We start from the raw sequence: 23071 nt of genomic DNA, 5'->3' as shown, positions 1-23071 counted from the left end.
CGGACACGGGGCGGGTGCGCGTTTGAGCTACTTTGTGTTGTCACCGTGGGGCGCCCGCGCTAGCCCCACGGCGGACCGGAGGCCTCATTGTGATCAAGCGTCATTTCCTGCTCCTCGGGGCGGCCGTGCTCGTCGGCCTGATGACGGTGGCTGTGGTCATGCGTCTGGCGTTCGCCGACGATGGCGGCGGGCGTGGCGGGCCGGGCGGCCCCGGCGGGCCGGGCGGACGGGCGCAGGTCGTGTCGGACGTGGCGGCGGAGCCCCGCACCTTCTCGGACGAGATTCGGGTCATCGGCGTGGCTCGCGGGCAGCGCTCGCTGAACATCACCTCGCCGACCAGCCAGCTGATCACCGAGGTGCATTTCCGGGATGGCCAGCGCGTCCGGGCGGGCGAGCCGCTGTTCGAGTTGCAGGCGCGCGCGGAGGAGGCCGAGGTGCTGCAGGCCCGGGCGCGCGTCGCCCAGGCCGAGTCGCAGTACGAGCGCTATCGCGAACTGGGGGAGCGGGGCTTCGCCCCGGCCCAGATGATCGAACAGTATCGCACCGAGCTGGAAACCGCCCGCGGCCTGCTGGCCGCGGCGGAGGCCCGGCGCGGCGATCGCGTGATTCGCGCGCCGTTCGCCGGGATGATGGGGCTGTCGACGGTGACCCCCGGGACCTATGTGGCGCCGGGCGCGGTGATCGCCACGCTCGACGACATCGACGTCATCCGTGTGGATTTCCCGGTCCCCGCGCGCCTGCTCGGCGTGCTGCGGGTCGGGGCCCCGCTGACGGCCACGGTGGACGCTTACGGCGACGCCCCCTTCACCGGGCGGATCGCCCTGATCGACACGCGCGTCAACGAACAGACCCGGTCGGTGACGGCGCGCGCGGAGATCCCCAACCCCGGGGCGCGCATCCGGCCTGGCATGGCCGTGCGGGTGGCGGTGGCCCAGGGCGAGCGCGAGGCCGCTGCGGTGCCCGAAGCCGCGGTCCAGTATGAGGGGCAGGGCGCCTTCGTCTACCGGATCGCGACCAGTGAAGACGGCTCGGTGGCCCAACGGGTCGAGGTCGAAACCGGCGCGGTCGCCGACGGCTATGTCGAGATCGTCTCGGGGCTCAATGTCGGCGATCGCATCGTCGGCTCCGGGCTGAACCGGATCCAGCCGGGCGCGCCCATCCGCACGGCCGACGCCGCGCCGCGGGGCGCCCGCGGATGATGCTCTCAGACCTTTCCGTCCGCCGCCCGGTCTTTGCGGCGGTCGCCGCCATCGTCCTGTGCGTGATCGGCGTCGCCGCCTTCTTCTTCCTGCCGGTGCGCGAGCTGCCGGACGTCGATCCGCCCATCGTCTCCGTGTCGACGCGCTACGCCGGGGCCTCGGCCGAGGTGATCGAGAGCCGGATCACCGAGCCGATCGAGCAGCAGGTCGCCGGCATCCAGGGCATCGAGCGCATCAACTCGACCAGCCGCGACGGTCGCTCGAGCGTGAACATCGAGTTCTCGCTGGATCGCAACATCGATGACGCCGCCAACGACGTACGGGACCGCATCTCGCGCGTTCTGGGCGCCTTGCCCGACCAGGCGGATCCGCCGGAGGTGGCCAAGGCCGACTCCGACGGCGCGCCGATCATGATCCTGTTCCTGCGGTCGCCGAACCTGAACCGCATGGAGCTGACCGACTACGCCGACCGCTACATCGTCGACCGGCTGGCGACGGTGCCCGGCGTGGCCAACGTCCAGATCTATGGCGAGCAGCGCTACGCCATGCGCATCTGGCTCAATCCGGACGAGCTTGCCGCCCGTGGCCTGACGGTGACCGATGTCGAGAGCGCCCTGCAGACCCAGAACGTCGAGCTGCCCGCGGGGCAGCTGGAATCGACCCAGAAGGACTACACGGTGCGCGTGGCGCGCCAGTACGCCACGGCGGAGCAGTTCCGCCAGCTGCCGATCACGGCCCGGGGGGCCGCCCCGACCGCGACGACCGGCTCTGCGGCGATCCAGGCCCTGCCCAGCGGGGCTGGCGGCGCGCTGCTCAGCAACGCCGCCTATGTCACCCGCCTTGGCGACATCGCCCGGGTCGAGGAGGCACCGGCGGAGGACCGACGCATCTTCCGCGGCAACGGACTGGACCAGATCGGCCTTGCGGTCACCCGGCAGGCCCAGTCCAACGACCTGCAGATCTCCGAGGGCGTCCGCGCCCTGATCGAGGAGCTCCGCCCCAGCCTGCCGGCGGGCGTCGAGCTCGAGGTCGGTACGGACAACTCGGTCTTCACCAAGCACGCCATCGACGAGGTGTGGGTGACCATGGGCATCGCCCTCGCCCTCGTGGCGCTGGTCAACTTCCTGTTCCTCGGCACCCTGCGGGCCGCGCTTATCCCGTCGATCGTCGCGCCGATCTGCATCCTGTCGACCTTCATCATCCTGGCCCCGCTCGGCTTCTCGCTGAACCTGCTGACGCTGCTGGCCCTCGTGCTCGCCATCGGCCTCGTGGTCGACGACGCCATCGTCGTCACCGAGAACATCCAGCGGCGCATCGACCACGGCGAGCCGCCGCTGGTGGCCGCGGAGCGGGGGGCGCGGCAGGTGTTCTTCGCCGTGGTCGCCACCACCATCGTGCTGCTGTCGGTGTTCGCGCCGCTGATGTTCCTGCCGGGCTACACCGGCCGGCTGTTCGTGGAGCTGGCGGTGGCCATCGCCGCGGCGATCGGCTTCTCGGCCTTCCTCGCCCTCAGCCTGTCGCCGATGCTGGCCTCCAAAATCCTGCGCCCCGCCTCGGGCGAGGGCTGGCTGGCGCGGCGGATCGACGGGGCCATGGACGCGGTGCGCCGCAGCTATGAAGCCTCGCTCGAGATGCTTTTGGGCCGCCGCATCGCGGTGATCGGGGTCGGGGTCCTGATGGTCGCCATCATGGGCGGCGCCGCGGCCATGTTCGTGGCCCTGCCCAGCACCCTCGTGCCCGACGAGGACCGCGGACGGGTGCAGATCCGGGTCCAGGGCCCGGAGGGCGCCGGCTATGACTACACCCGCCAGATCATGCTCGGGATCGAGCCGCTGCTGGCGGCGTACCGGGAATCCGGCGAGGCCGACAACTTCCTGATCTCGGCCCCGGGCTGGGGCGGCAGCGGCTTCAATTCCGGCAACGCCGTGCTCAACCTGGCCGACTGGAGCGAGCGCGATCGCGACGCGGCCAGCATCGCCCAGGAGCTGAACCAGGCCCTGCGGGCCCAGCCGGACGCCCAGGTCAACGCCTCGACCCCCGGCGCCTTCCAGCGCGGCGGCGGCGGCGGGTCCAACTCGGTCGAGATGATCGTGACGGGGGCCGAGTACGAGGACATCTACGCCTGGATCCAGCCGGTCATGGCGGCCGCCCTGTCCAACCCGGGCTTTTCACGGCCCCGCCTGAACTATGAGCCGAACGCCCCGCGCCTGCTGGTCGAGGTTGATCCCGAGACGGCGGCGGCGCTGGGGGTTTCGGCCCAGTCGGTCGGCCGCACGCTGGAGACGCTCTACGGCTCCCGTCGCGCCACGACCTATATCAAGGGCGGTCAGGAGTACGACGTCATCCTGCAGACCCGGCGCGAGAACCGGCGCAATGTCGCCGACCTCGAGGCCCTGTACGTCAACACCGGCGCCGGCGGCCTCGTGCCCCTGTCGGCCGTGGTCAACACCCAGACCAGCGGCGACACCCCGGACCGGCGCCGGCTCGATCGCCAGCGGGCGATCACCCTGTCGGCGGACCTCAATCCCGGCATGACCATCACCGACGCCGTGGCCTTCCTCGAAGGCGTGGCGGCGGAGCAGCCGCAGGGCGTGGTCAACGTTCAGTGGGGCGGGACGGCGCGCGATCAGCGCGAAGCCGGCGGCGCCGTCGCTGCAGCCTTCGGCCTGGCGCTGCTGCTGGTGTTCCTCGTGCTGGCGGCCCAGTTCGAGAGCTGGATCACCCCGGCGGTGATCATGCTGACCGTGCCGCTGGCCGCGGCCGGCGGCCTGTTCGGCCTTGTCATGGCCGGGTCCAGCCTGAACATCTATTCGCAGATCGGGCTGATCATCCTCATCGGCGTCGCCGCCAAGAACGGCATCCTGATCGTCGAGTTCGCCAACCAGCTGCGCGACCAGGGACGGTCGGTGCGCGAGGCGATCATCGAGGCCTCGGCCCTGCGCCTGCGGCCGATCATCATGACCTCGATCGCCACGGCCTTCGGCGCCCTGCCGCTGGCCCTGTGGCAGGGGGCGGGGGCCGGCAGCCGCCAGACCATCGGCGTGGTGATCTTCGCCGGGGCGATCTTCGCCACCCTGCTGACCCTGTTCGTGGTGCCGGTGATCTATGGCGCCCTGGCGCGCTTCACCCGCTCCCCGGAGTATACGGCGCGCCGGATCGAGGAGTGGGAGGCCCAGGAGGTCACCGCCAACGACAGCCGGCCGCTGGCGGCGGAGTAACCGGCGGCCGACGGCGCGGCTTCAGGCCGCGTCGTCAGCGCTGCGGGCGGGGGAAGCCTCAGGCGGCGGGCGGCGTATAGCCCGTCTCGACCTTCAGCCAGGCGATCACGTCGCGCCGGTCGGTGGCGTCGGGGATGCCGGCGAAGCTCATCTTGTTGCCTGGCAGGAAGGTCCGCGGATTGGCCAGCCAGGCGTCGAGCTGCGCCGCGTCCCATACGATCCCCGAGTCCTTCAGGGCGTTGGAATAGTTGTAGTCCGGGTGCGAGGCGGCCGGTCGACCGAACACGCCCCACAGGTTCGGCCCGGTCATGTTCGGCGCCCCTTCCGGCAGGGTGTGGCAGGAGCGGCAACGGGCGAAGACGCGCCGGCCGTTCTCCAGATCCCCCTCGGCATAGGGCGCTGGCAGGGTGGCGAGGATGGCCAGCTTTTCCTCGGGCGTAGGGGCCGGTCGCGCCGCCGCCGCAGGTGCAGGGGCCGACGCGGCGGTCTCGTCGGAGGCCGGAGCCTGACCGCAGCCGGTCAAGGCGGCAGCGGCGGCGATCGTCAGGACCGACAGGACCGACGGGGCGAGGGCAGGGCGCATGAGGAGGTCTCCGGGAGGCTGGCTCCTGTCTGGCGCCGAAGGTGAGACGGCGCAATGCGGCCCGCGGCCATGGGCGCCTTTCCCGCGCCGACGCCGACGCTATGCTCGCCGTTCTCGAGGGAGTCCGCTGATGAGCCTGCACGCCGCCTATGATCCGCAGAACGTCTTTGCCCGCATCCTGCGCGGGGAGTTGCCGTCGGTGCGGGTCTGGGAAGATGAGTCCGTGCTGGTGTTCATGGACGTCTTCCCCCAGTCCGAGGGGCATATGCTGGTGATCTCGAAGACCAGCCAGGCGCAGACCTTGCTCGGGGTCGAACCGGACGTTCTGGCCCGGTTGACGGCGGTGACGCAGCAGGCCGCCCGGGCCGCGGTGACGGCGCTGGGCTGTGACGGCGTCAGCATCATGCAGTTCAATGGCGCTGCCGGGGGGCAGACGGTGTTCCACCTGCACTTCCACGTCATCCCGCGCTGGGCGGACCGCCGCATGGCGGGTCATGGCGAGGCCGGCATGGCCGATGCGGCGGTGCTCTCGCCGATCGCCGCCCGCTTGGCCGCGGCCTTCTGACCCCGCGCTTGCGCCCTCGGGCCCGCGCCCGCATAAGCGCGCTCTGGCCGGTTTAGCTCAGCTGGTAGAGCAGCGGTTTTGTAAACCGAAGGTCGCGGGTTCGAGCCCTGCAACCGGCACCATCTTTCTGACGGTCTTATCCGGCGCGCCGCGCCGCCTGCCGCAGCGCCAGCAGCAGCAGGACCGGCAGGAAGGCCTCTCCGGTCTCCTCGACGGCCTTTGACAGGGCGAGGGCCTCTGGCGAGAGCGGCGCGCCCAGGGCCATCAGCTGGCGCGGCAGGGCATCCATCTGCTTCAGCAGGATCGCGAACAGGAACAGGGCGCCAAGGCTGATCCCGACGCGACCGCCTTGGGCCACGAGACGGGGCCAGGCGCTCCGGATCGCTGCGACCAGAAGGAAGCCCAGGCCCAGCACGACCCCGGCCGCCCCGAGTTTCTCCGCCAGCGGCACATCCGGCCGGAAGTACAGGCGGGAGCTGAAGATGCCGAAGCGTGTGAAGGCGGCGTGGGCATCCACCTCGCGCAGGGCCATGAGCAGGGCGAGGAGCGCGACAAGCGCGGCCACGGCCCCCACCCGCGGCCAGGCCAGAAGGGCGATCCCGCACGTCAGGGCGTAGGCGATGACCGTGACCGTCTCCACGGGGCCGTGCTCGGCGGTCCACGCCAGCGCCTGATCCGGAAACAGGCCCGCGAGCGCCAGACCGGCCGCCAGCGCCAAGGTGCAGATGGCCACCGCCGGCAGACCGCGCTGCAGGTTCTCGCCGACGCGGACCAGACCCGGAACGCCATGGTTCGGCGCCGCGGCCGGGAGGGAAGGACGGAGGGACATGCCGAAGGCGCTCTTGAAAGTGGGGGCCCGGCCTCGGGAGACCCGCGTAACGACCGCGGCGCAGGGCGCGCCACTGACATCGACAGGTAGCATCCGCGCGGCAGCCCCTCAAGAAATGTGAATCCCCCGTGACAATTGCGCGGCCTCCGGACGAGGCGCGCGGGGGCGGCAGGGGCGGAGAGGATGGCGGTCGCGCCCCGAACTCAGCCGCGCGCCGCCTCCACCCGGGCCAGCAGGGCGGAGGCGACCGCGACCGCCTCCGCCTGGGGAAGGTCGTGGATGTGCGGCCCGCTGAAGCCCTGGGGCGCGCCAGCCGTGTCGATCCGGACGGTGGCCAGTCCGAGACGGCGCTGAATCGGCCCGCGCCAGAGGGTGACCGACTGGATCCGATGCCAGGGCACGATCCAGTCGCGCCGGGTCAGCACGCCGCGGCGCACCTGCAGGGCCTCCGCCGCGAGCCTGTAGCGATGCGCCCACGGCCGCCTGAGCGCCACCCACAGGGGCAGAAGCAGAACCGGACCGGCCCAGGCCGCCGGGGCCCAGGCGACGCTGCCGGCGATCAGCAGGGCGGCCAGGGGCAGGGCCTCCAGCACGCCGCCGACGGCGTGACGCGGCGACACCGGCCGGAGGTCCTCGTCCTGCCAGTCCGGCAGGCCGGTCAGGGGCAGGATGGAGGCGACCTCCGCGATGCGGGCGAAGGGCGCCAGCGTCTGCCGTCCCGAGCCGGCCTCGCCGCCGCCGCCGAGGGTCTGCACCCGCAGCACCCGCCAGCCGAGCCGGCCGCTGAGCATGCCGCGCTCGATCAGACCCAGCTGGATGCGGCGCACCGCCACCACCACCTCGCTGCGGGTCAGCAGGCCGCGTCGGGTGCGCAGCCGTCCGTCGGCGCGGGTCAGGGTGAAGCCAAAGTCGGTCAGCACCGTGCGCCCCATGCCTGCAAGCACGCCGGCGGCGAACACCGTCCCCGCCACCGCCAGCGCAATGGCGGGCGACAGGCGCGACTGCGCCTCGCGGCCCGCGTCACGCAGCAGGTCGACCCAGCGGGCGTTGTCGAGGTCGAAGACCCGTCCGACGTACTCCAGCAGGCCCAGCGGCGCGAACAGCCAGACCAGCGAAAAGCTGAACAGGCCGGCCAGGAGCAGGCGCGGCATCCCCAGACGGAAGATGAGCGTCTCGTCGTCGTGGCCGCTCTCGACCGGTGCAACCGGCCCCGGCGCGGCGGCATCGACCGGGTGGACCGCCGCCGTGGCCCCGAGCGCCCGCAGGACCGCCCGAAGTCGGTGCGCCTCGGCGAGACTGACGCTGTTCAACCGGCCTTCGTCCGCATCCGCGCCGCCAGTCTCGATCCTCACCTCGGCAAGGCCCAGCAGCCGCGACAGCGGGGCCCGGGTGATCGACACGTCCTGGATGCGCTCGACCGGGATCGAACGCCGCGAGCGGTGGATCACGCCGCGCGCGATCACCACCTCGCCCGGCCGCACCTCATAGGTGAAGGCGCGCCAGCTGAGCCAGGTGAAAAGGGCGGTCAGCGCCAGGACGACGAGGGCCACAACGCCGACGATGGCGAAGCCGATCAGGGTGCGGCGCGGGTCGTCCTCGCGCCACAGGCTGATGATGGCCGGCGCCGAGACCGCCAGAGCCGGACCGACGCCTCGCACGCCGTAGAGCAGCAGGGTGCGCGGATCGAGCCGCCGCGGCCCCTCAACCGCCGGGACGGGCGGGGCCGACGCGTCGTCCGGCGCCGCGGGGAGGGGGCTCACCCGGCGGTGTCCCGGATCTGCGCCCGGATGGCGTCGCGGATCTCCCCGGCGCGCGCCAGGGCGAGTCCGGGCAGGACCACAAGGCTGTGCTCGGTGCCGGCGGTGTGGACCTGCAGGGTCGCCACCCCGGCGCCGCGTTCCAGCGGCCCCTGGCTGATGTCGATGTGCTGCACCCGCACGACCGGCACGACCGTGTGCAGCCGGAACAGCCACCCGCGCGCCACATGCAGCTCCGTCCCGGTGAAGGCGTAGCGCCAGCGGTTCCAGCGCCCGGGCGCCAACCAGAACACCGCCAGCAGGCCCAGCAGCAGCACCGGCCCCGTGACCAGTCCGGGCAGGGTCCCGAAGCGCCAGACCAGCGCCGCATCGCCGGCGCCGGCGAGGAGCGTCAGGATCGTCCACAGGATCACCGCGCGCAGGCGCATCACGCCCAGATAGGCGCGCTCGAGCGGAAGCAGGGGCGGCAGCAGGGGCGCCAAAGGGTGCGGCGGAGCGTCAGCGGACATGACCGCCATATGCGGTCGCCTTTCGGCCCCGTTCAAGCGCCGCGCGACAGGTCGCGGGCGGGGGAAGAGGAGAGCCGGGGCTGACCTTCAATCCAGTCCATCCAACGGCGCTGAAGTTCGTCCACGTTCCGGGGGAGCTGCGGATAGGCGGACTGATCGGCGAGCCACTGCTCGAAGGTGGCTCCGCCGACGAGTCCTTCGGTGATGCGGGCGAAAACGTAAGGGTCCCCCGTGGCTTCCATGAGATAGTCCGCGAGGAGACGTATCTGGCTGGGCTGCGAGACTGGATTGCCGGGCGCAAGGCGCACCGTCACGCCCGCCTGCTCCGCGTTTCCGCCGGCTGCGCTGGCGTCGGGGGCCGCGCGATGACCACTCCGCCTCGCTGACAGGAGACCCGGCAGATGAGCGATGCCGCCAGCCGCTACCCGATCCTCCGGACTTGCGGCTGCCCAGCTGGCAAAGAACCGCTCACGAAGTTCGGCCGCCATTGGAGCCGGTTCGCTGAGGATGGCCGCCGCTTCGTCGACCCAGTCGGGGGCCGGACTGCCGTATCCGTCCCATTGCAGTCGGCTGCCCCGCCAATAGGCGTCGATGTACCAGAGGTGTGCCAGCTCATGGGAGATCACCCCTCCCTGACGTTCCGTAAGCGCCTCAACGGCGCCGGCGACGCGGGCCTCAAGGGCCGCCTCTGCCTCGGCCGAGAGCGCCGCCCCATGCTCGCTCCTGGCGTTCTGAATTAGCGCTTCCCTCATCGCGCGCGCGATGGTCTGCGGCGATGCCCACGGCAGTACGGTGGCGAAGCCCGCCGCCCGGAGTTCAGCCACCGGCGCATCCGCCTGCGCATAGAGGACGGCGTAGGGACGTAGCGTAGTGGGAAAGTGCGCAAGAAAGCGGGGCTCAGCCGCCGTTGCGTAGGCCATCAACGCATCAGCCTCGGCTTGCTCCGAGGAGAGCGCGACGCCCAAGCCGGCCTGCGCGCATCGCGGCCACGCCGGCGCAGCGGCCACGGCTGCGGCGCACCCCGGGGTGTCCAGCGCAAGGACGGCCGCAGAAATGGAGATCAGCAGCATGGGGGGCACCCGCACGGTTGCAGCAAGCTCGCGCCTACGGCGGCATCGTGCCGCTTTTACGGGAAACTGACAATGCGGGGCTGCAGTCCGCCATGCAAGGAAACCACGCCGGCTCCGCAGCCGGCCCTTTCATCCGACAACTCGCCAGATACCCGTGTGCGAACTACGGTGACGCGCAGCGCTATGCGGCACGACGTCTCTCACCTACGCCGCCGCCTTCGCCGCCAGAACCGTCTCGAGCGCCGCCAGCAGGGTCCCGACCTCGATCGGCTTGGGCACGATCCCGTCCATGCCCAGCGCCTCGTAGCGGGCGACCTCGTGCGACAGCACGCTCGCCGTCACCGCGAGGATGGGGGTGCGGGGGCGGCCCTGCGCCTGCTCGCGCTCGCGGATCGCGCGGGTCGCGTCCGGGCCGCTGAGAACCGGCATGTGCACATCCATCAGGATCACGTCGAACCGCCCCGCCTGCCAGACCTCGATCGCCTCGGCGCCGTCGCTCGCGCTGGCGTGGGCGATGCCGAAACTGCCGAGCAGGGTCCCCAGCACCATCCGGTTAGTGGCGTTATCGTCGACGATCAGCGCGGTCAGGCTGTCAGCGGGGAGGGGGGCCAGGTCTTCGACGGTCGGCTCGACTGAAGCGGCGCAGGCCGGGGCGTTTATGCAGAACTCGAACCGCGCCCCGGTCTTCGCGCGGACGCAGGTGATCTCGCCGCCCATCATCTCCACCAGTTCGCGGCAGATGGTCAGCCCGAGGCCGACGCCCCCGGCGCGCCGCGTCGCCGAGCCGTCGACCTGCGAGAAGCGCTCGAAAACGGTCTGGCGCAGGTCGTCGGGCACGCCCGGCCCGGTGTCACAGACGCTGAACCACAGCTGGTCGCCCGCCGCCCAGGCGTGGACGGCGACCCGGCCCTCGTCGGTGAACTTCAGCGCATTCGAGATCAGATTGCCGAGCACCTGACGCAGGCGACCCTCGTCGCCCCGGCGCCAGTCGTCGAGCTGCCGGTCCCGCGTGAAGGTGAATTCAAGGCCCTTGTCGCGTGCGGTCGGGCCATAGAGCTGAGCAAGGCCGTCCAGCAGGGCGTTGACCGAAAAGGGGGCCGGCTGGAGCTCGACGCGACCGGCCTCGATCTTGGACAGATCGAGCACGCTGTCGATCAGGCCCAGCAGGGCCCGGCTGGAACTGCCGAGAACCGAGATGCGATCGCGCTGCGCCCGGGTCAGGCTGCTGTCGCGCTCCAGCACCTGGATCATGCCGTAGAGCCCGTTCAGCGGGGTCCTGATCTCGTGGCTCATATTGGCCAGAAACTCGGTCTTGGCGCGGTTCGCCGCCTCGGCCGCCGTCGTCAGCCCCTCGCTTCTGACCCGGGCCTTGAGCTCGCGCATCACCGCGCCGCGCATGACGTTGGAAATCCCCAGCGCCGCGAAGGTGCTGGCCAGTCCGATGAAGGCGTACTGGTCGAGGCTGACTTCCGGTGCACGATGGACGATCCAGACGAGGAAGGCCATGGCCGCGAAGACGCTGACGAAGGCTGTGCGAAAGGTCGGCGCCGTGGTGGCGAACACCAGCCCCATCAGGACGAAATAGATCAGCTTGTCCGTTTCGAGATGGATCAGCTGGTAGGTGACGACATTGGCCAGGAACAGGCCGTTCATCACCAGGGCGACCGCCTCCAGACCCTTCAGCGACACCGGTTGCCCCAGCCACCGCCACGCCGTGAAGGCGAATACTGACGACAGGGCCGCGAGCGCCGGCAACAGCACGAGCGCCCAGCCGGTCTCGTAGAAGGGGTGGGCCACCGTGATGACGGCGTAATAGGCGCCGGCGCCGACCAGATAGCCGCGCAGGATGGGGGTCAGGGCCGCGCTGAGAACCGCCGAAGGCACGGTGCCCGGGTTGGAGCGGCGCAGGAGCCGCAGAAGCCAACGAACGGACGTCCGGAAATTCATGCGTCGCGACTTCGCAAAGGGCTGAGGCCCCGGAACGCGGGCCGCATGCGGTCAGCAGGGAAGGCGGTCTTACGATACGCGACCCGGGTTACGCAGAGCACGTCAACGGCGCCAGCTGCGGCCCGCCAGAGCGCAGGGCGCGCACCGACGATCGCAGGGACAGGTTGTCACAGCTTATGCCGGTCGGATTAATCCCGGCTTACCGGGCTCCTGTCCGGCCTTGAGCGCTGGAACCGGGGCTTGGGGAAAACGGGGGAGGCCGCTGGTCGGCCTCCCGTGGCAGGGGATCGGGAGGGTGGGGACAAAGGCAATAAGCCTGGCAGTCCCGCTGGCGCTCGCGCCAGGCGCCCATGCGTCGCCGCCGGACGCAGACGCGCTGGCCCGTTCGCGGGAGGCCATCGCCGCCGTCGGGGCCGGCCGGCGGATGCAGGCCTTGTCGCACGCGTCGAAGCGTGCGCAGGAGATGGGCGCAGACCGTACGATTTCCCATGTGAGAACGTCATTCTCACGGGAGTCTCAAAGTTGAGGAAAACCGACAGGCGCTGTCGTTTTCCCTTGGTCCTGAGAATCTAGGCCTATGAATTTTCGGCCGTTCCGGATTCTGAATTTCCCCTAAGGTCGGCTTTCTCATTTGGCTTGTCCTTGAGGGTGAGAATGCCGGATTCGCGTCATTACCCCCCAAGCCGGGTGCCCGAGAACGCGCTGGTGGATGGACGAACGCCACGCCGCACCGAGGCGCCCCTCTTTTCGTGGCTCGCTGGCAAGGGGGGGCAGTCTCGCGTCTGGCGCATTGTTGGCCATTTGGCGCCAAACCACTGATTGTGCTCCAGAACACGCCCGCCCCAACCCCGCGCCACCCCCGCGCGAAGGTAGCGCAACCTGTGCGGTTGACTCCGGTCGCTTTTCAGGCGAGCCTTCTCGCGTTGGAGGGGAATGTCATGCGATCTACGCTCATGCTCGCCATCGGGACCGCCGGGCTGATCGCCTGCCTGTCCCTGAGCTCGCCGGTCCAGGCCACCGAGACCATCACCTACACCTATGACGCCCAAGGGCGGCTGGTGCGCGTGGTGCGATCCGGCACCGTGAACAACGGTGAGACGGTCGAGTACCAGCAGGACAAGGCCGACAACCGAACGCGAAAGCAGACGACCGGCGCCTGACCGCGCGCCGTCACCTTCGCTCCCACTGATCCATCTGACGACCATCGCCGCCCCTCTGCGGCGAGGCGATGGCGCGCGCCCGGAGACGACACATGAAGACCGCACTGAAGGGCCTGTTGCTGGCGTCCACGGCGCTGATGGCCACCCCGGCGCTGGCGCAGCAGCAGCCGACGCCGCCGGAGTACTACACCGTCGACGCCCAGGGCGTGGATCTGGTGCGCGGCACCTTCAACCACTCCACCGTGGATGTGGCCATAGGGCCGCCGGGCGAGGGAGGCATCGTCCACGGCCGCGTCTGGACCAATGGCGGTTGGCGCGACACCCTGGCGGGCACCATCGCCGTCAGCGGCAACACCTACACCGTCAGCTTCGAAGGCGTCAGCGAGGTCTTCACGCGGGCGGGCTCGACGGGCCCCTTCACCTCGGTCGCCAACAACGGCTCGACCCTGGCCCAGACGGGCTCGGCGCTGACCTTCACGGCCTCGGACGGGACAGTCGCCGTCTATTCCACTGCCTACAGCGGCTCGACGGTAGCCTATGCCGCCAACAACGCGGCGCTCGTCAGCCTGCAGCGCCCGAACGGCGACCGCCTGGACTACGCTTGGGAAGGCGTGACCTATTGCAGGCTGCGCGACCTCGACGGCGAATGCACCGACTACGCCAACGCGACCCGTCTTGAGGGGGTCACCAGCAACCGCGGCTTCCAGGTCAACTTCCGATACGCCAGCGACGCCGTGCCCGAAGACTTTGGCGAGGTCACGAACGAGTGGCTTCGGCGCACCGGGGCCATCGGCATCAATCTGGCGGTGGACTACTGCTCGCCCTACGACGGGGCCTGCACCGGCAGCCGAAACTGGCCCCAGGTCACCTACGTGACCTCTGGAGCCTATGGCAGCTCAATCGACTCGGTGACCGATCAGTCCGGCCGAACGACGAGCTACACCTATGGCTCAGGCGGCCTGACAGGGGTCCGCCTTCCGGGCTCAACCAGCGACGATGTCGCCGTGAGCTACACGGCCGGGAAGGTCTCGCAGGTTACATCCGGCATCGGGACCTGGAACTATAGCTATGTCGACGCCGGAAACATCCGGACCACAAGCGCAACCGGGCCGGACAGCCAGTCCCTGACCGTCTCCTCGGACCTCAATATCGGACGCGCGACCTCGGCGACCAATGCCGAAGGCCAGACCACGGCATGGCAGTACGCCCAGGGCCGCGTCACCCGGGTCACCGCGCCCGAAGGGGACTATGTCCAGCTCGCATACGACACCCGCGGCAATGTCACGACCACGACCCAGGTCGCGAAGCCCGGCAGTGGTCTGGCCAACATCGTCACCTCCGCCGCCTATCCGGGCGCCTGCACCAACGTCGTCACCTGCAATCGGCCGACCAGCACGACGGACGCGCGGGGCTTCACCACCAACTACACCTGGGACCCGACCCACGGCGGCCTGACATCGGTGACGGCGCCAGCGCCTTCGGGCTCAGGTGACCGTCCCCAGACGCGCTACAGCTATGCCTCGCGCACCGCCTGGTTCCGCAACTCCCCGACCAGCTTTGCGGCCGGGACAGCGGTGACGGTGCCCGTGGCTGTCTCGGCCTGCGCCAGCAGCATGAGCTGCACGGGAACGGCCGACGAGAGCCTGTCGGTCACGGCCTATCCGGCCAATGGCACGCCCAATAACCTCCAACCCTTGAGCCTGACCAACGCTTCGGGCGACCTATCGCTCAATCAGGTCAGCACCTTCACCTGGACGCCCAATGGCGACCTCGCCACGGTCGATGGCCCGCTGCCGGGTGCGGGCGACACGACCCAGTACCGCTATGATGACGCGCGCCAGCTGATCGGCGTGGTGGGCCCGGATCCGGACGGTGGCGGAGCGCTGCTGAACCGGGCGACCCGCTACACCTACAGCCCGCGCGGCCAGGTGACCCTGATCGAGGCCGGGACGACAACGGGCTACACCGACCCGAACTGGGCGGCCTTCACGGTGCTGCAGCGCCAGCAGACCACTTACGATAGCTACGGCCGTCCCATCGCGGTCCGCGCCCAGACGGCGGCCGGGGCCACCGAGAGCCTGGTCCAGACCTCCTATGACGCCGCCGGTCGTCCCGACTGCACGGCGCTGCGGATGAACCCGGCGACCCTCTCCAGCCCGCCTGCCTCGGCCTGCACCGCCGCCACCGCGGGCAGCTTCGGGCCGGACCGGATCAGCCAGACCACCTATGATGATGCCTCGCGCCCAATCTCTGTGACGACCGGTCTGGGGACGGTTGAGGCCATCACCGAGAGCCTGACCTACACGCTCAACGGCCAGACCCAGACCTTGACCGACGGCAACGGCAACGTCTCCACGCTGGAGTACGACGGCTTCGACCGGCTGGTGACCTTGCGCTACCCGCTGCCCAATGGCGGCGGGTCTTCGACGACGGACCGTCAGCGCTGGACTTACGATCCGGCGGGCAACATCTCGACTTACATCACTCGCAACAATCAGACCTTCGCCTACACCTATGACCAGCTGAACCGGCTGACCTTCGCCGACAATCCGACCAATGTCGGGGACATCAGCTACACCTACGACCTCCTCAGCCGCCCGCTGACAGCGGTCCAGCCGGGCGTGCGCACCGTGTCGATGACCTGGGACGCGCTGGGCCGCCAGCTGACCGAAACGACGCCGCTGGGGGCCATGGCGATGGATTACGACATCGCCGACCGACGCACGCGCCTCACGTGGCCCGACGGGTACCTGGTCGATTACACTTACGACCTGACCGACGCGATGACGTCCCTGACGTCGACCGGCTCGGCGGTCGTGGCCAGCTACGGCTACGACAACCTCGGCCGCCGCACGTCCGTGACGCGGGGCTCCGGTCCCTCGACCAGCTACGGCTACGACGGCGTTTCGCGCCTGACCTCGCTCAGCCACGACCTGTCGGGCACGACCAACGATGTCAGCTGGAGCTTTAGCTACAATCCGGCCGGCCAGATCGTCAGCCAGACCCGTGACAATGACCTCTACGCCTGGACGCAGGGGGCCAACGGCACGACGACGTATCAGCCCAACGGCCTGAACCAGACGGCGGTCAACACTGTCCCGCTGCCCTATGACGCCAAGGGCAATCTGCTGGGCGATCTGACCCGCACCTACACCTACGACCAGGCCAATCGCCTGACCTCCGGCGGGGTCAGCGGTGGGGCGACCAACACCCTGACCTATGATCCGCTGAGCCGCCTGTTCTCGATCACTGGCACGGGCGCGGGCTCCTACCTCTACGACGGCTCGGAGATCGCGGGCGTGGTCCAGAACGGCACCACGACGATGGTTAACCGCGTGATCCGCGGCCCCTGGCCGGACGAGACGGTCGCCGTGCACCCGGTCACGGGGCAGCCAACCTACACCCTGCTGGACCCGCAGAACTCGACCATCGCCCTGACCAGCCCGACCGGATCAATCCAGAACCGGCTGGCCTATGACGAGTACGGGGTGCCCCAGGGCACCAACACCGGCCGCTTCCAGTACACCGGCCAGCTGTGGCTGCCGGACGCGCAGGTCTATCACTACAAGGCCCGGGCCTATCACGCGGTGCTGGGCCGGTTCCTGCAGCCCGACCCCATCGGCTACGGCGACGGGATGAACCTCTACGCCTACGTCGGCGGAGATCCGGTGAACTTCGTCGATCCGACGGGGATGGCCAAAAAGCTCAAATGCTCTGCGCTCAGTGGAGGTGGTCTTCGTTCCTCTGCTGATGGGAAAATCATCGACTCGGGAGAGATGACTACTGAGTGTGTGTGGGTTGACACTGGCGGGAGCTCCGGCGCGCCATCTTTAGGTTGGGGATACCGGCCCACTAGCCCCCAAACCGGAGAAACGGGTGGTAGCAGAGGGCTGCCAGGCGAAATCATTAACGTTGGCCCCTACACAATAAATACTCCAAGCTCATGCGACCTCCAAGACATCGGCCAACGACTTTCACGTACGGCCGATACGCTTGAGGTTGGCGCATTGTCGTTAGGCACTCTTAGCATAGCGTCTATAGCGGTTGCGCCAGTTGCCACTCCGGAGCTACTTATCGCGACCTCTATTTATTCGATCGGCGCCTTGGGCGCATCGGTTGCTGGAGCGACATTCTCGTTCGCTGGCGGGGATATGTCCCCCGCTATAGGGCTAACGGTTACGGGTATGATCGGCCCTGTAGGGAGAAACTTTATTCCCGATGGCATCGAAGATGTTATGGTGGGACAGATTTCCAGTTTGGCCGAAGCCGGAATGGCAAACCTAACTTCGCGCGCAGGCCTATCAAACATCGTGAACTGCCAATGATATATGCATTTTCAATCTGTGTTTCGGCCTGTTCGATTTGGATTATGGCTCGCCGCCTTGGTTATTTTGAGTTCGGATATGTTGGCCCAATCAAAGTCGTCGCCGTATGCATTTTTGCGACGCTGCTTTTTCTGGGGTTGATATTTTTCCGCATTTCATCAGGCTTGGGCTCTTCAGAAGCCAAAGTTGGCGCCATGTTGGTTGCGGTCGCGCTCTCCATTTTTGCTGTTGTTGTTGAGATGAGTTATCGGAGTTCGAAACACGGAAGCCGAGATTGAAATTTCGATGAGGGCCGGACCTAATGGAGCAAATGGACTGCTTCTTCCGCAAATCGAAAGCTGGTGACGCATCGAAATACTGACGCTTGATGGGGACAATTTCGCGCCTTTGCTAAAGGTTGCGCTCGATTGCCGTAAGTGCGGGGGCCCTGCTGCAAGTGCAAAAGCCGCCGCTTTAGCTCGTCGGTGGTCTGGCGAACCGGTCAGGACGGCCGTGATCAACCTCCGCCTGCGCCGTGCTCATGAGTGCGGCTCCGGGATGTGCGCAACCACCCCTGCGCTCAAGCCCCCACCCGCTCAACCGCGCCTGCGCATAACGGCGGCGAGCTCGGCGACCGGGTGCCGCCCCAGCGCCTCGACCACCTGAGCGAACTCCAGCACGTCAATCCGGCGCTCGAACCGCTCCGATTTCGACACCCACGACTGGGGCTTGGCGAGCCGATCCGCCAGCGCGCTCCGGGTGACGCCTGCGCCCCGCCGGAGCGCGACCAGGTGGCGGACGAGGTCCCGGTAGGCTGGATCCTGGAGCGATGAGCTCATCTGACGGCCGCTTGTGAAAGGCAGCCATGCCGCCGCCCGCTCGCATGGCCGCATGAAACGCTGCCCTCCGAAATCGACGCGGAACCATGCTCCTGCGGCTGCGGAGGGCGTTGCTGGTTGGCGAGACACACCGAGCAGTCCGTCCGCGGAAGAGGTCTCCGGGGTCTGTCGACGATTTCGCGCGTCCAGAGGTTAATCAAGTGGTGTAGCCGAGCCGAAGCAGCACGGCCGACTGGGGTCAAAATCGGCGCTTAAAGTCAGTATAGAAGATCCCGCAAGCCTATAGTCGATAGACTATTGAGCCATCCGTTCAGCCGGGATGAATCATTCTCTGCCGCTTTCCAGTTGATCAAACGCCCTGAGCGCGGAATCATCACGGCTGTTTTTTGCTGGAGGTCAGCATGCCGTCCGGATGAGTCCAAACGCAAAGAGGCCCCGCCGTTGGCGCGGCGAGGCCATCTGTCAAATCACACATCCATCTAAATCTATACTCCCTGCCAGCAGACGGCTTGTCAAGCGGCGCGCCAGCGCGGCCGCCCGATTTTCTGCGGCCGGAAGCCTGCCTCAAGGAGGCATTTCCATGTCGATGTTCATCGACACCCCGGGGGCGTTGTCCCCGGAGAGCTATGTCGGCGCCGCGCTGGCCTACGTGCCCCTGTCGGAGGAACGTTGGTCGACGCTGGAGCAGCGCGCACGGGTCCTTGGCGCTGTTGCGAAGCTCCGCCCACACTCCCGTCAGCGGAGCCGCGCAACCCTGCAGGCAGCGGCAATGCTCGGAGCGTCGCCTGCATCGGTGTACCGCTGGCTAAAGGCCTATGACGGGCAGATTGATGATCTCATTGGCTCGCCTTCCGGCCGGCCCAGGGCGCCCCGGCTATCCCCGGAGGTGCGCGCCCTGATCGATGACGGCCTGCGACGCTACTTCACGAAGCAACCGCGCCTGACGCTGGCCGAAACCGTTCGGCGAATAGGGGCGGACTGCGAAGCGAGAGGGCTCGCTCCGCCGAGCAGAAAGGCCGTCCAGGCGCGGCTAAACCTGTTGGATCAGCGCAAGGTCGCCCGCGCGCGCGGGCAACTCGTGGCGGCCGAAAGCCTTAGTATCCGATCCGGCGCCTTCGATGTCAGGACGCCGATGGCCGTCTGGCAGATCGACCACACGCTCATGGATATAATGCTGGTCAGCGCCCGCGACCGCATCAACATCGGGCGTCCGTGGCTAACCCTGATTATCGACGTCGCGACGAGGATGGTCGCCGGCTACCATCTGTCCCTTGACGCGCCGTCATCGCATAGCGTCGCCAGCGCGCTGCTGAACGCGGTCTCTCCCAAGGAGCTCTTACTGAGCAACCTCGGGCTGGAGGGCGACTGGCCGATCCATGGCCTGCCCGACGCCCTGCACAGCGACAATGCGAAAGAGTTCTCGGAAGCCGTTGCGTACCGACGCGGCTGCGCAAACTACGGCATCGACCTCCAGCTTCGGGACCTCGGCGCACCGCATCAGGGGGGACATATCGAGCGGCTGATCGGGACGATGATGGGCAGGACACACTTCCTGCCCGGGACGACCTATTCAAACCCGAAGGCGCGCGAGCAGTATGACAGCGCGGGCAAGGCGCCCCTGACGATTGCCGAGCTTGAACGATGGTTTGCAAACGAGGTTCTGGAGTACCACGGCCGCCCCCACAGCATGCTGGGGTGCTCACCCCTCGACGCCTGGCGCACCATGTGTCGCGAGCAGAACCTGGTTCCTCGCGCTCCAAGGGATCCGGGGCAATTCTACATCAGCTTTCTTCCGAGCAAGACCGCTCGACTCCAGAGGCAGGGCATCCAGTTCAAGACCCTGGAGTACGCCAGCGCAGACCTGGCCGAGCTTCGACGGTATGGCGCGGAGAGCGTCGAGTTCCGGTTTGATCCTGGCGACCTTTCCGCCGTGTTTGTCCAGGCACGATCAGGAGCATGGGCGCCTGTACCTCTCAGGCATGCTGGCGCACCGCGCGTCACCCTCTGCGAAGTCCAGGCTGAGCTTCAGCGACGCAGGCGACTCCGGCTCGGCTCACCTCGGGGCTCGGCCGCCCTCGATGAGATCCTGAGACAGCGCCAGCAAGACCAGACAAGCCGGCCGCGGGGTCCGAGGGAGGCGCGTCGAGTTGAACGAGTCCGGGGGCACGGCCACGTCGTTGTCGGGGATCACCACAGCGTTGAGGTCTGGCAACGGATCATGGAGTCGCGTCCATGAACCTTCTTCATCTCGATGCCGATGTGCGGGAGATCGCCGTAGAAGGAGCCGCTACTCGTATCGCATTCCTCGCGAAGTCGGGCTTTGTCGCCTGGCCGGGGCTCAGCGGCATTCTGGATCAGGCTGACAAGTTCTTGCTGGGTGATAGCTCGCAGGAGTTGGTCCAGCAGGCGATCATCTCCCCCCCGCGCTGCGGGGTGTCGTCACTGCTCCGGGAGATCGAGCGCCGGGGGATGGCAAGGTCGGGCCTGGTCCGCGCGGCGGTCCTGATCGACGCGCCAGCGAAGTTCGAACCCGTTCGCGTAAGCCACGCCCTGTGCGCCGCGCTGGACGCCGTCGGCAGTCCGGCGCCGGGCGCCATGAGGAGCGAATTCAAGGCGGTTGGAGCCCTGCGGGACTGCAACACGCGCCTCATCATGGTCCGGAAGGTTGATCGGCTGGAAAGCAGACAGCAAACGCGCCTTGCGCTTTACCTGCAGACCTTCTGCGAGAAAACTCGCTGCCACCTCCTGCTGACGGGGGGCAGGCACCTGAAGCGGTCGCTCTCGAAGGAGGTTGAGCTGGCAGCGCGCTTCAGCGTCATCAAGGTCGATCCCTGGACGCCAAACCGGGGAGCTGTTGGGACGGTCGTAGCGGCCTTGCGGCGCTACCCCCTTCGTCAGCCGAGTCCCGTAACGCCAGCGTTCATGGCGACCCTGTTCGGCCGGACACGGGGGCGCCCCGGTGCGGTGTTCGCCTTGCTGAAAGCCGCCGCCCGTGAGGCCATCGAGTCGAAGCGCGAGAGGATCGACGACCACCTGCTAGCAAGTGTGGAGGCCCCCTTCCTGGCGGAGGCTTCACTTGAAGACCTCGCAGATCGAAGCGTGGACGACGCCCATGCGTGAGCCGCGAAGAAAAGGACAACTCCCGGCAGCGCCACCCCCGTTTGCGGAAGAGGCGCCCTCTGGCTGGATGGCGCGCGTAGCAGTGTCGCACGATCTGACCGAAGCAGAGCTGGTTACGCACTTCGGCTCGTCGGCGAGCGAACTGGACCTCGGCTATGCCGACGCCGCCATGCAGTATGTGGCGGTGAAGAGCGCCGTCCGAGGGTGGCCGGCGACCTCCCACGTAGTCGACAGTCTGCGGGAGTTGGGTCTGATGCCCCCGGCGGCGCCACGCGTCCCGGCGCAGGACTGGTGGAGCTTCTGCCCGCGCTGTCTGGAAACAGGTCAGCCGTTCCTGCGAGCCGACTGGTGTCAGCCGTTCGCCTTCGTCTGCCTGCGTCATCAGGCCTACCTCCAAGCTTGGCCGCGGGGGCGGGAGGTCGTCCTCGCCAGCGGCCGCGTAGTCCCCTGGTGGCCGACGCCTGGCGACGCGCCTCATCGGCCGGCCTCCGATGAGGATCTGGAGTTCGGCAAGCGGCTGCTGGTGACGACCAGGGAGACGTGGCCAGACCATGCCCGGGTTGTCATTGATCTAGTCGACGCGATGGCGACGAGATCGGGACCGAACGGGGCAGCTGCGCCTCTGCTCGCCAGCCTCGTTGGCCTGGAAAGGAGCGGGGCGTCATCGGGGAGCGTGCGTCCTCCGCATATGTGGCTCTACCACCAGCCGGCACAGATACGGCTGAAGGTGCTCGGGAAGGTCGCCGGGCTCCTACGCAACCCTGACTTCGTGGCTGCAGAGCCCCCTGGCTGGCTGCGTTCACTCACGCACCGCCGGGGGGCCAGCAACCAGCGTCAGCTGGTCGGGGCCACAGCCGACAGACTGATGGAGATCGCCGCCGCCCTGAATGAGTCCGCGTTGCTCGAATTCGGACGACGCTCGGAAGCATGGCCTTCGGCTGTTCGGCAGCGCTGGGGCGCGGCCCTTGTCGTCGCGGCCCTCGCGCGGAGAGCCTAGATTATGATCGCCGTTGCAAAATCCGGTTGCCATACGAAGGCCTTGCGCAAGAGGTTTTCGCAACCCGGGCGGCCAGCGTCGTCGGTTCTTGCCGCAGCCTTGCACAAACGACCGTTTCCGAAAGGCGGTCGACCATGCTGATCGGCTATGCGCGCGTCTCCAAAGGCGACGACCAGTCGACCTCGGCCCAGCTCCGCGCGCTCAAAGAGGCGGGCTGCGAGCGCGTGTTCGAGGAGGCCGCCAGCGGAGGCCGCTGGGACCGGCCCGAGCTTCTGAGGATGGTCGACCACCTGCGCCCCGGCGACGTGGTCGTGGTCTGGAAGCTGGACCGGCTGTCACGCTCCCTGAAAGACCTGATCCATATCCTGGAGAAGGTGGAGGGAGCCGGCGCCGGCTTCCGGTCCCTGACCGAGGCGATCGACACGACGACGCCTGCCGGCCGCATGATGATGCAGATGGTCGGGGCGTTCGCCGAGTTCGAACGCGCCATGATCCGCGAGCGCACTAGCGCCGGCCTCGCCGCGGCCCGCGCCGAGGGCAGGGTAGGGGGCCGCCGCCGCAAGCTGACCCCCGGTCAGCAGGCTGACATCCTGGAGAACCTCGAAAGCGGCCGCCGGACCGCGGCCCAGCTGGCGCGGCTCTACAACGTGAGCGAGGCGATGATCAGCCGGCTGAGGGCGGAAGCGCGGGGGAGGGGGCGCGAGGAGTGACCTGCGGAACCTGTCGCGTTCTCTTGATTGGGAGGTCTGGCGACCTCGGGTAGAAATTCGAGCATGCGGCCCCCATTGGCTGCATTGAGCTCTTGAGCGACCTTCAGAAAGAGCCGCTTTTTGTCCGTCCGCAAGCGACGGCTAGCGATACCCAGAACGATGGCCTATTCGGCGCAACAGTCGATCAAAGTCCAACCGTTGCCTTGCAGGACTTCTAGCTCATCAGCCATGAATACGTCCTTCCGCATCGCCTTGCGCCCCTCC

17 protein-coding genes and 1 tRNA gene are annotated in these 23071 nt (G+C 68.2%); 11 read left to right on the top strand and 7 right to left on the bottom strand.

Going from position 1 to position 23071, the window contains the following annotated elements:
- The first annotated feature begins 89 nt into the window (after nt 1–89).
- A complete protein-coding gene (locus VGN74_RS06345) occupies nt 90–1199 on the top strand; it encodes an efflux RND transporter periplasmic adaptor subunit (RefSeq protein ID WP_327446514.1) in 1110 nt (369 codons plus the stop codon).
- On the top strand, nt 1199–4417 hold the full coding sequence (locus tag VGN74_RS06340) for an efflux RND transporter permease subunit (protein WP_327446685.1): 3219 nt from the start codon (nt 1199–1201) through the stop codon (nt 4415–4417). Before VGN74_RS06345 ends, VGN74_RS06340 begins: the two co-directional genes overlap by 1 nt.
- Before the next feature lie 58 nt (nt 4418–4475).
- On the opposite strand, the gene VGN74_RS06335 is transcribed toward VGN74_RS06340, so the two are convergent.
- On the bottom strand, nt 4476–5000 hold the full coding sequence (locus tag VGN74_RS06335) for a cytochrome c family protein (protein ID WP_327446513.1): 525 nt from the start codon (nt 4998–5000) through the stop codon (nt 4476–4478).
- Between the two features lie 130 nt (nt 5001–5130).
- Here VGN74_RS06335 and VGN74_RS06330 point away from each other — a divergent pair, with 130 nt between their 5' ends.
- Nucleotides 5131–5565 carry an HIT family protein gene (locus tag VGN74_RS06330; protein ID WP_327446512.1) on the top strand — a complete coding sequence of 145 codons (435 nt, stop codon included), beginning with the start codon at nt 5131–5133 and terminating at the stop codon, nt 5563–5565.
- A gap of 46 nt (nt 5566–5611) precedes the next feature.
- Nucleotides 5612–5687 (top strand) — tRNA-Thr (locus VGN74_RS06325).
- Nucleotides 5688–5701: 14 nt separating this feature from the next.
- Here VGN74_RS06325 and VGN74_RS06320 read toward each other — a convergent pair.
- From VGN74_RS06320 to VGN74_RS06300, 5 genes are all read right to left on the bottom strand, one after another.
- Complete coding sequence (locus tag VGN74_RS06320) at nt 5702–6394, bottom strand: hypothetical protein (RefSeq protein WP_327446511.1); 693 nt, start codon at nt 6392–6394, stop codon at nt 5702–5704.
- A gap of 203 nt (nt 6395–6597) precedes the next feature.
- On the bottom strand, nt 6598–8154 hold the full coding sequence (locus VGN74_RS06315) for a PH domain-containing protein (RefSeq protein WP_327446510.1): 1557 nt from the start codon (nt 8152–8154) through the stop codon (nt 6598–6600).
- A complete protein-coding gene (locus VGN74_RS06310; protein ID WP_327446509.1) occupies nt 8151–8660 on the bottom strand; it encodes a PH domain-containing protein in 510 nt (169 codons plus the stop codon). The genes VGN74_RS06315 and VGN74_RS06310 overlap by 4 nt, the downstream gene beginning before the upstream one ends.
- Nucleotides 8661–8692: 32 nt before the next feature.
- Nucleotides 8693–9730: a hypothetical protein gene (locus tag VGN74_RS06305; protein WP_327446508.1), complete on the bottom strand. Its 1038-nt coding sequence runs from the start codon at nt 9728–9730 to the stop codon at nt 8693–8695.
- Nucleotides 9731–9934: 204 nt separating this feature from the next.
- Nucleotides 9935–11677: an ATP-binding protein gene (locus VGN74_RS06300; protein WP_327446507.1), complete on the bottom strand. Its 1743-nt coding sequence runs from the start codon at nt 11675–11677 to the stop codon at nt 9935–9937.
- Between the two features lie 938 nt (nt 11678–12615).
- Here VGN74_RS06300 and VGN74_RS06295 point away from each other — a divergent pair.
- From VGN74_RS06295 to VGN74_RS06285, 3 genes are all read left to right on the top strand, one after another.
- Complete coding sequence (locus tag VGN74_RS06295; RefSeq protein WP_327446506.1) at nt 12616–12837, top strand: hypothetical protein; 222 nt, start codon at nt 12616–12618, stop codon at nt 12835–12837.
- A 92-nt stretch (nt 12838–12929) separates the two neighbouring features.
- A complete protein-coding gene (locus tag VGN74_RS06290; RefSeq protein ID WP_327446505.1) occupies nt 12930–17162 on the top strand; it encodes an RHS repeat-associated core domain-containing protein in 4233 nt (1410 codons plus the stop codon).
- Between the two features lie 44 nt (nt 17163–17206).
- Complete coding sequence (locus tag VGN74_RS06285; RefSeq protein ID WP_327446504.1) at nt 17207–17440, top strand: hypothetical protein; 234 nt, start codon at nt 17207–17209, stop codon at nt 17438–17440.
- A gap of 297 nt (nt 17441–17737) precedes the next feature.
- Here the strand turns inward: VGN74_RS06285 and VGN74_RS06280 are convergent, their stop codons facing one another.
- Nucleotides 17738–17980, bottom strand: a complete 243-nt coding sequence (locus VGN74_RS06280; protein ID WP_327446503.1) for a hypothetical protein — start codon at nt 17978–17980, stop codon at nt 17738–17740.
- Nucleotides 17981–18560: 580 nt separating this feature from the next.
- On the opposite strand from VGN74_RS06280, the gene VGN74_RS06275 reads away from it, so the two are divergent.
- The 4 genes from VGN74_RS06275 to VGN74_RS06260 all read left to right on the top strand — a co-directional run bounded on the left by VGN74_RS06275 (nt 18561) and on the right by VGN74_RS06260 (nt 22807).
- Entirely contained in the window at nt 18561–20216 is a 1656-nt protein-coding gene (locus VGN74_RS06275; RefSeq protein WP_327446502.1) for a Mu transposase C-terminal domain-containing protein, read from the top strand.
- A complete protein-coding gene (locus VGN74_RS06270; protein WP_327446501.1) occupies nt 20213–21100 on the top strand; it encodes a TniB family NTP-binding protein in 888 nt (295 codons plus the stop codon). Before VGN74_RS06275 ends, VGN74_RS06270 begins: the two co-directional genes overlap by 4 nt.
- Nucleotides 21057–22097, top strand: coding sequence for a TniQ family protein (locus VGN74_RS06265; protein WP_327446500.1), 1041 nt, complete (start codon nt 21057–21059; stop codon nt 22095–22097). Before VGN74_RS06270 ends, VGN74_RS06265 begins: the two co-directional genes overlap by 44 nt.
- Nucleotides 22098–22231: 134 nt before the next feature.
- Complete coding sequence (locus VGN74_RS06260; RefSeq protein ID WP_327446499.1) at nt 22232–22807, top strand: recombinase family protein; 576 nt, start codon at nt 22232–22234, stop codon at nt 22805–22807.
- Nucleotides 22808–23071: the final 264 nt, after the last annotated feature.

Origin of the sequence: Brevundimonas sp., from assembly GCF_035998205.1 — a bacterium.
Taxonomy (GTDB): Bacteria; Pseudomonadota; Alphaproteobacteria; order Caulobacterales; family Caulobacteraceae; genus Brevundimonas.
This window is presented reverse-complemented; position numbering and strand designations above follow the sequence as displayed.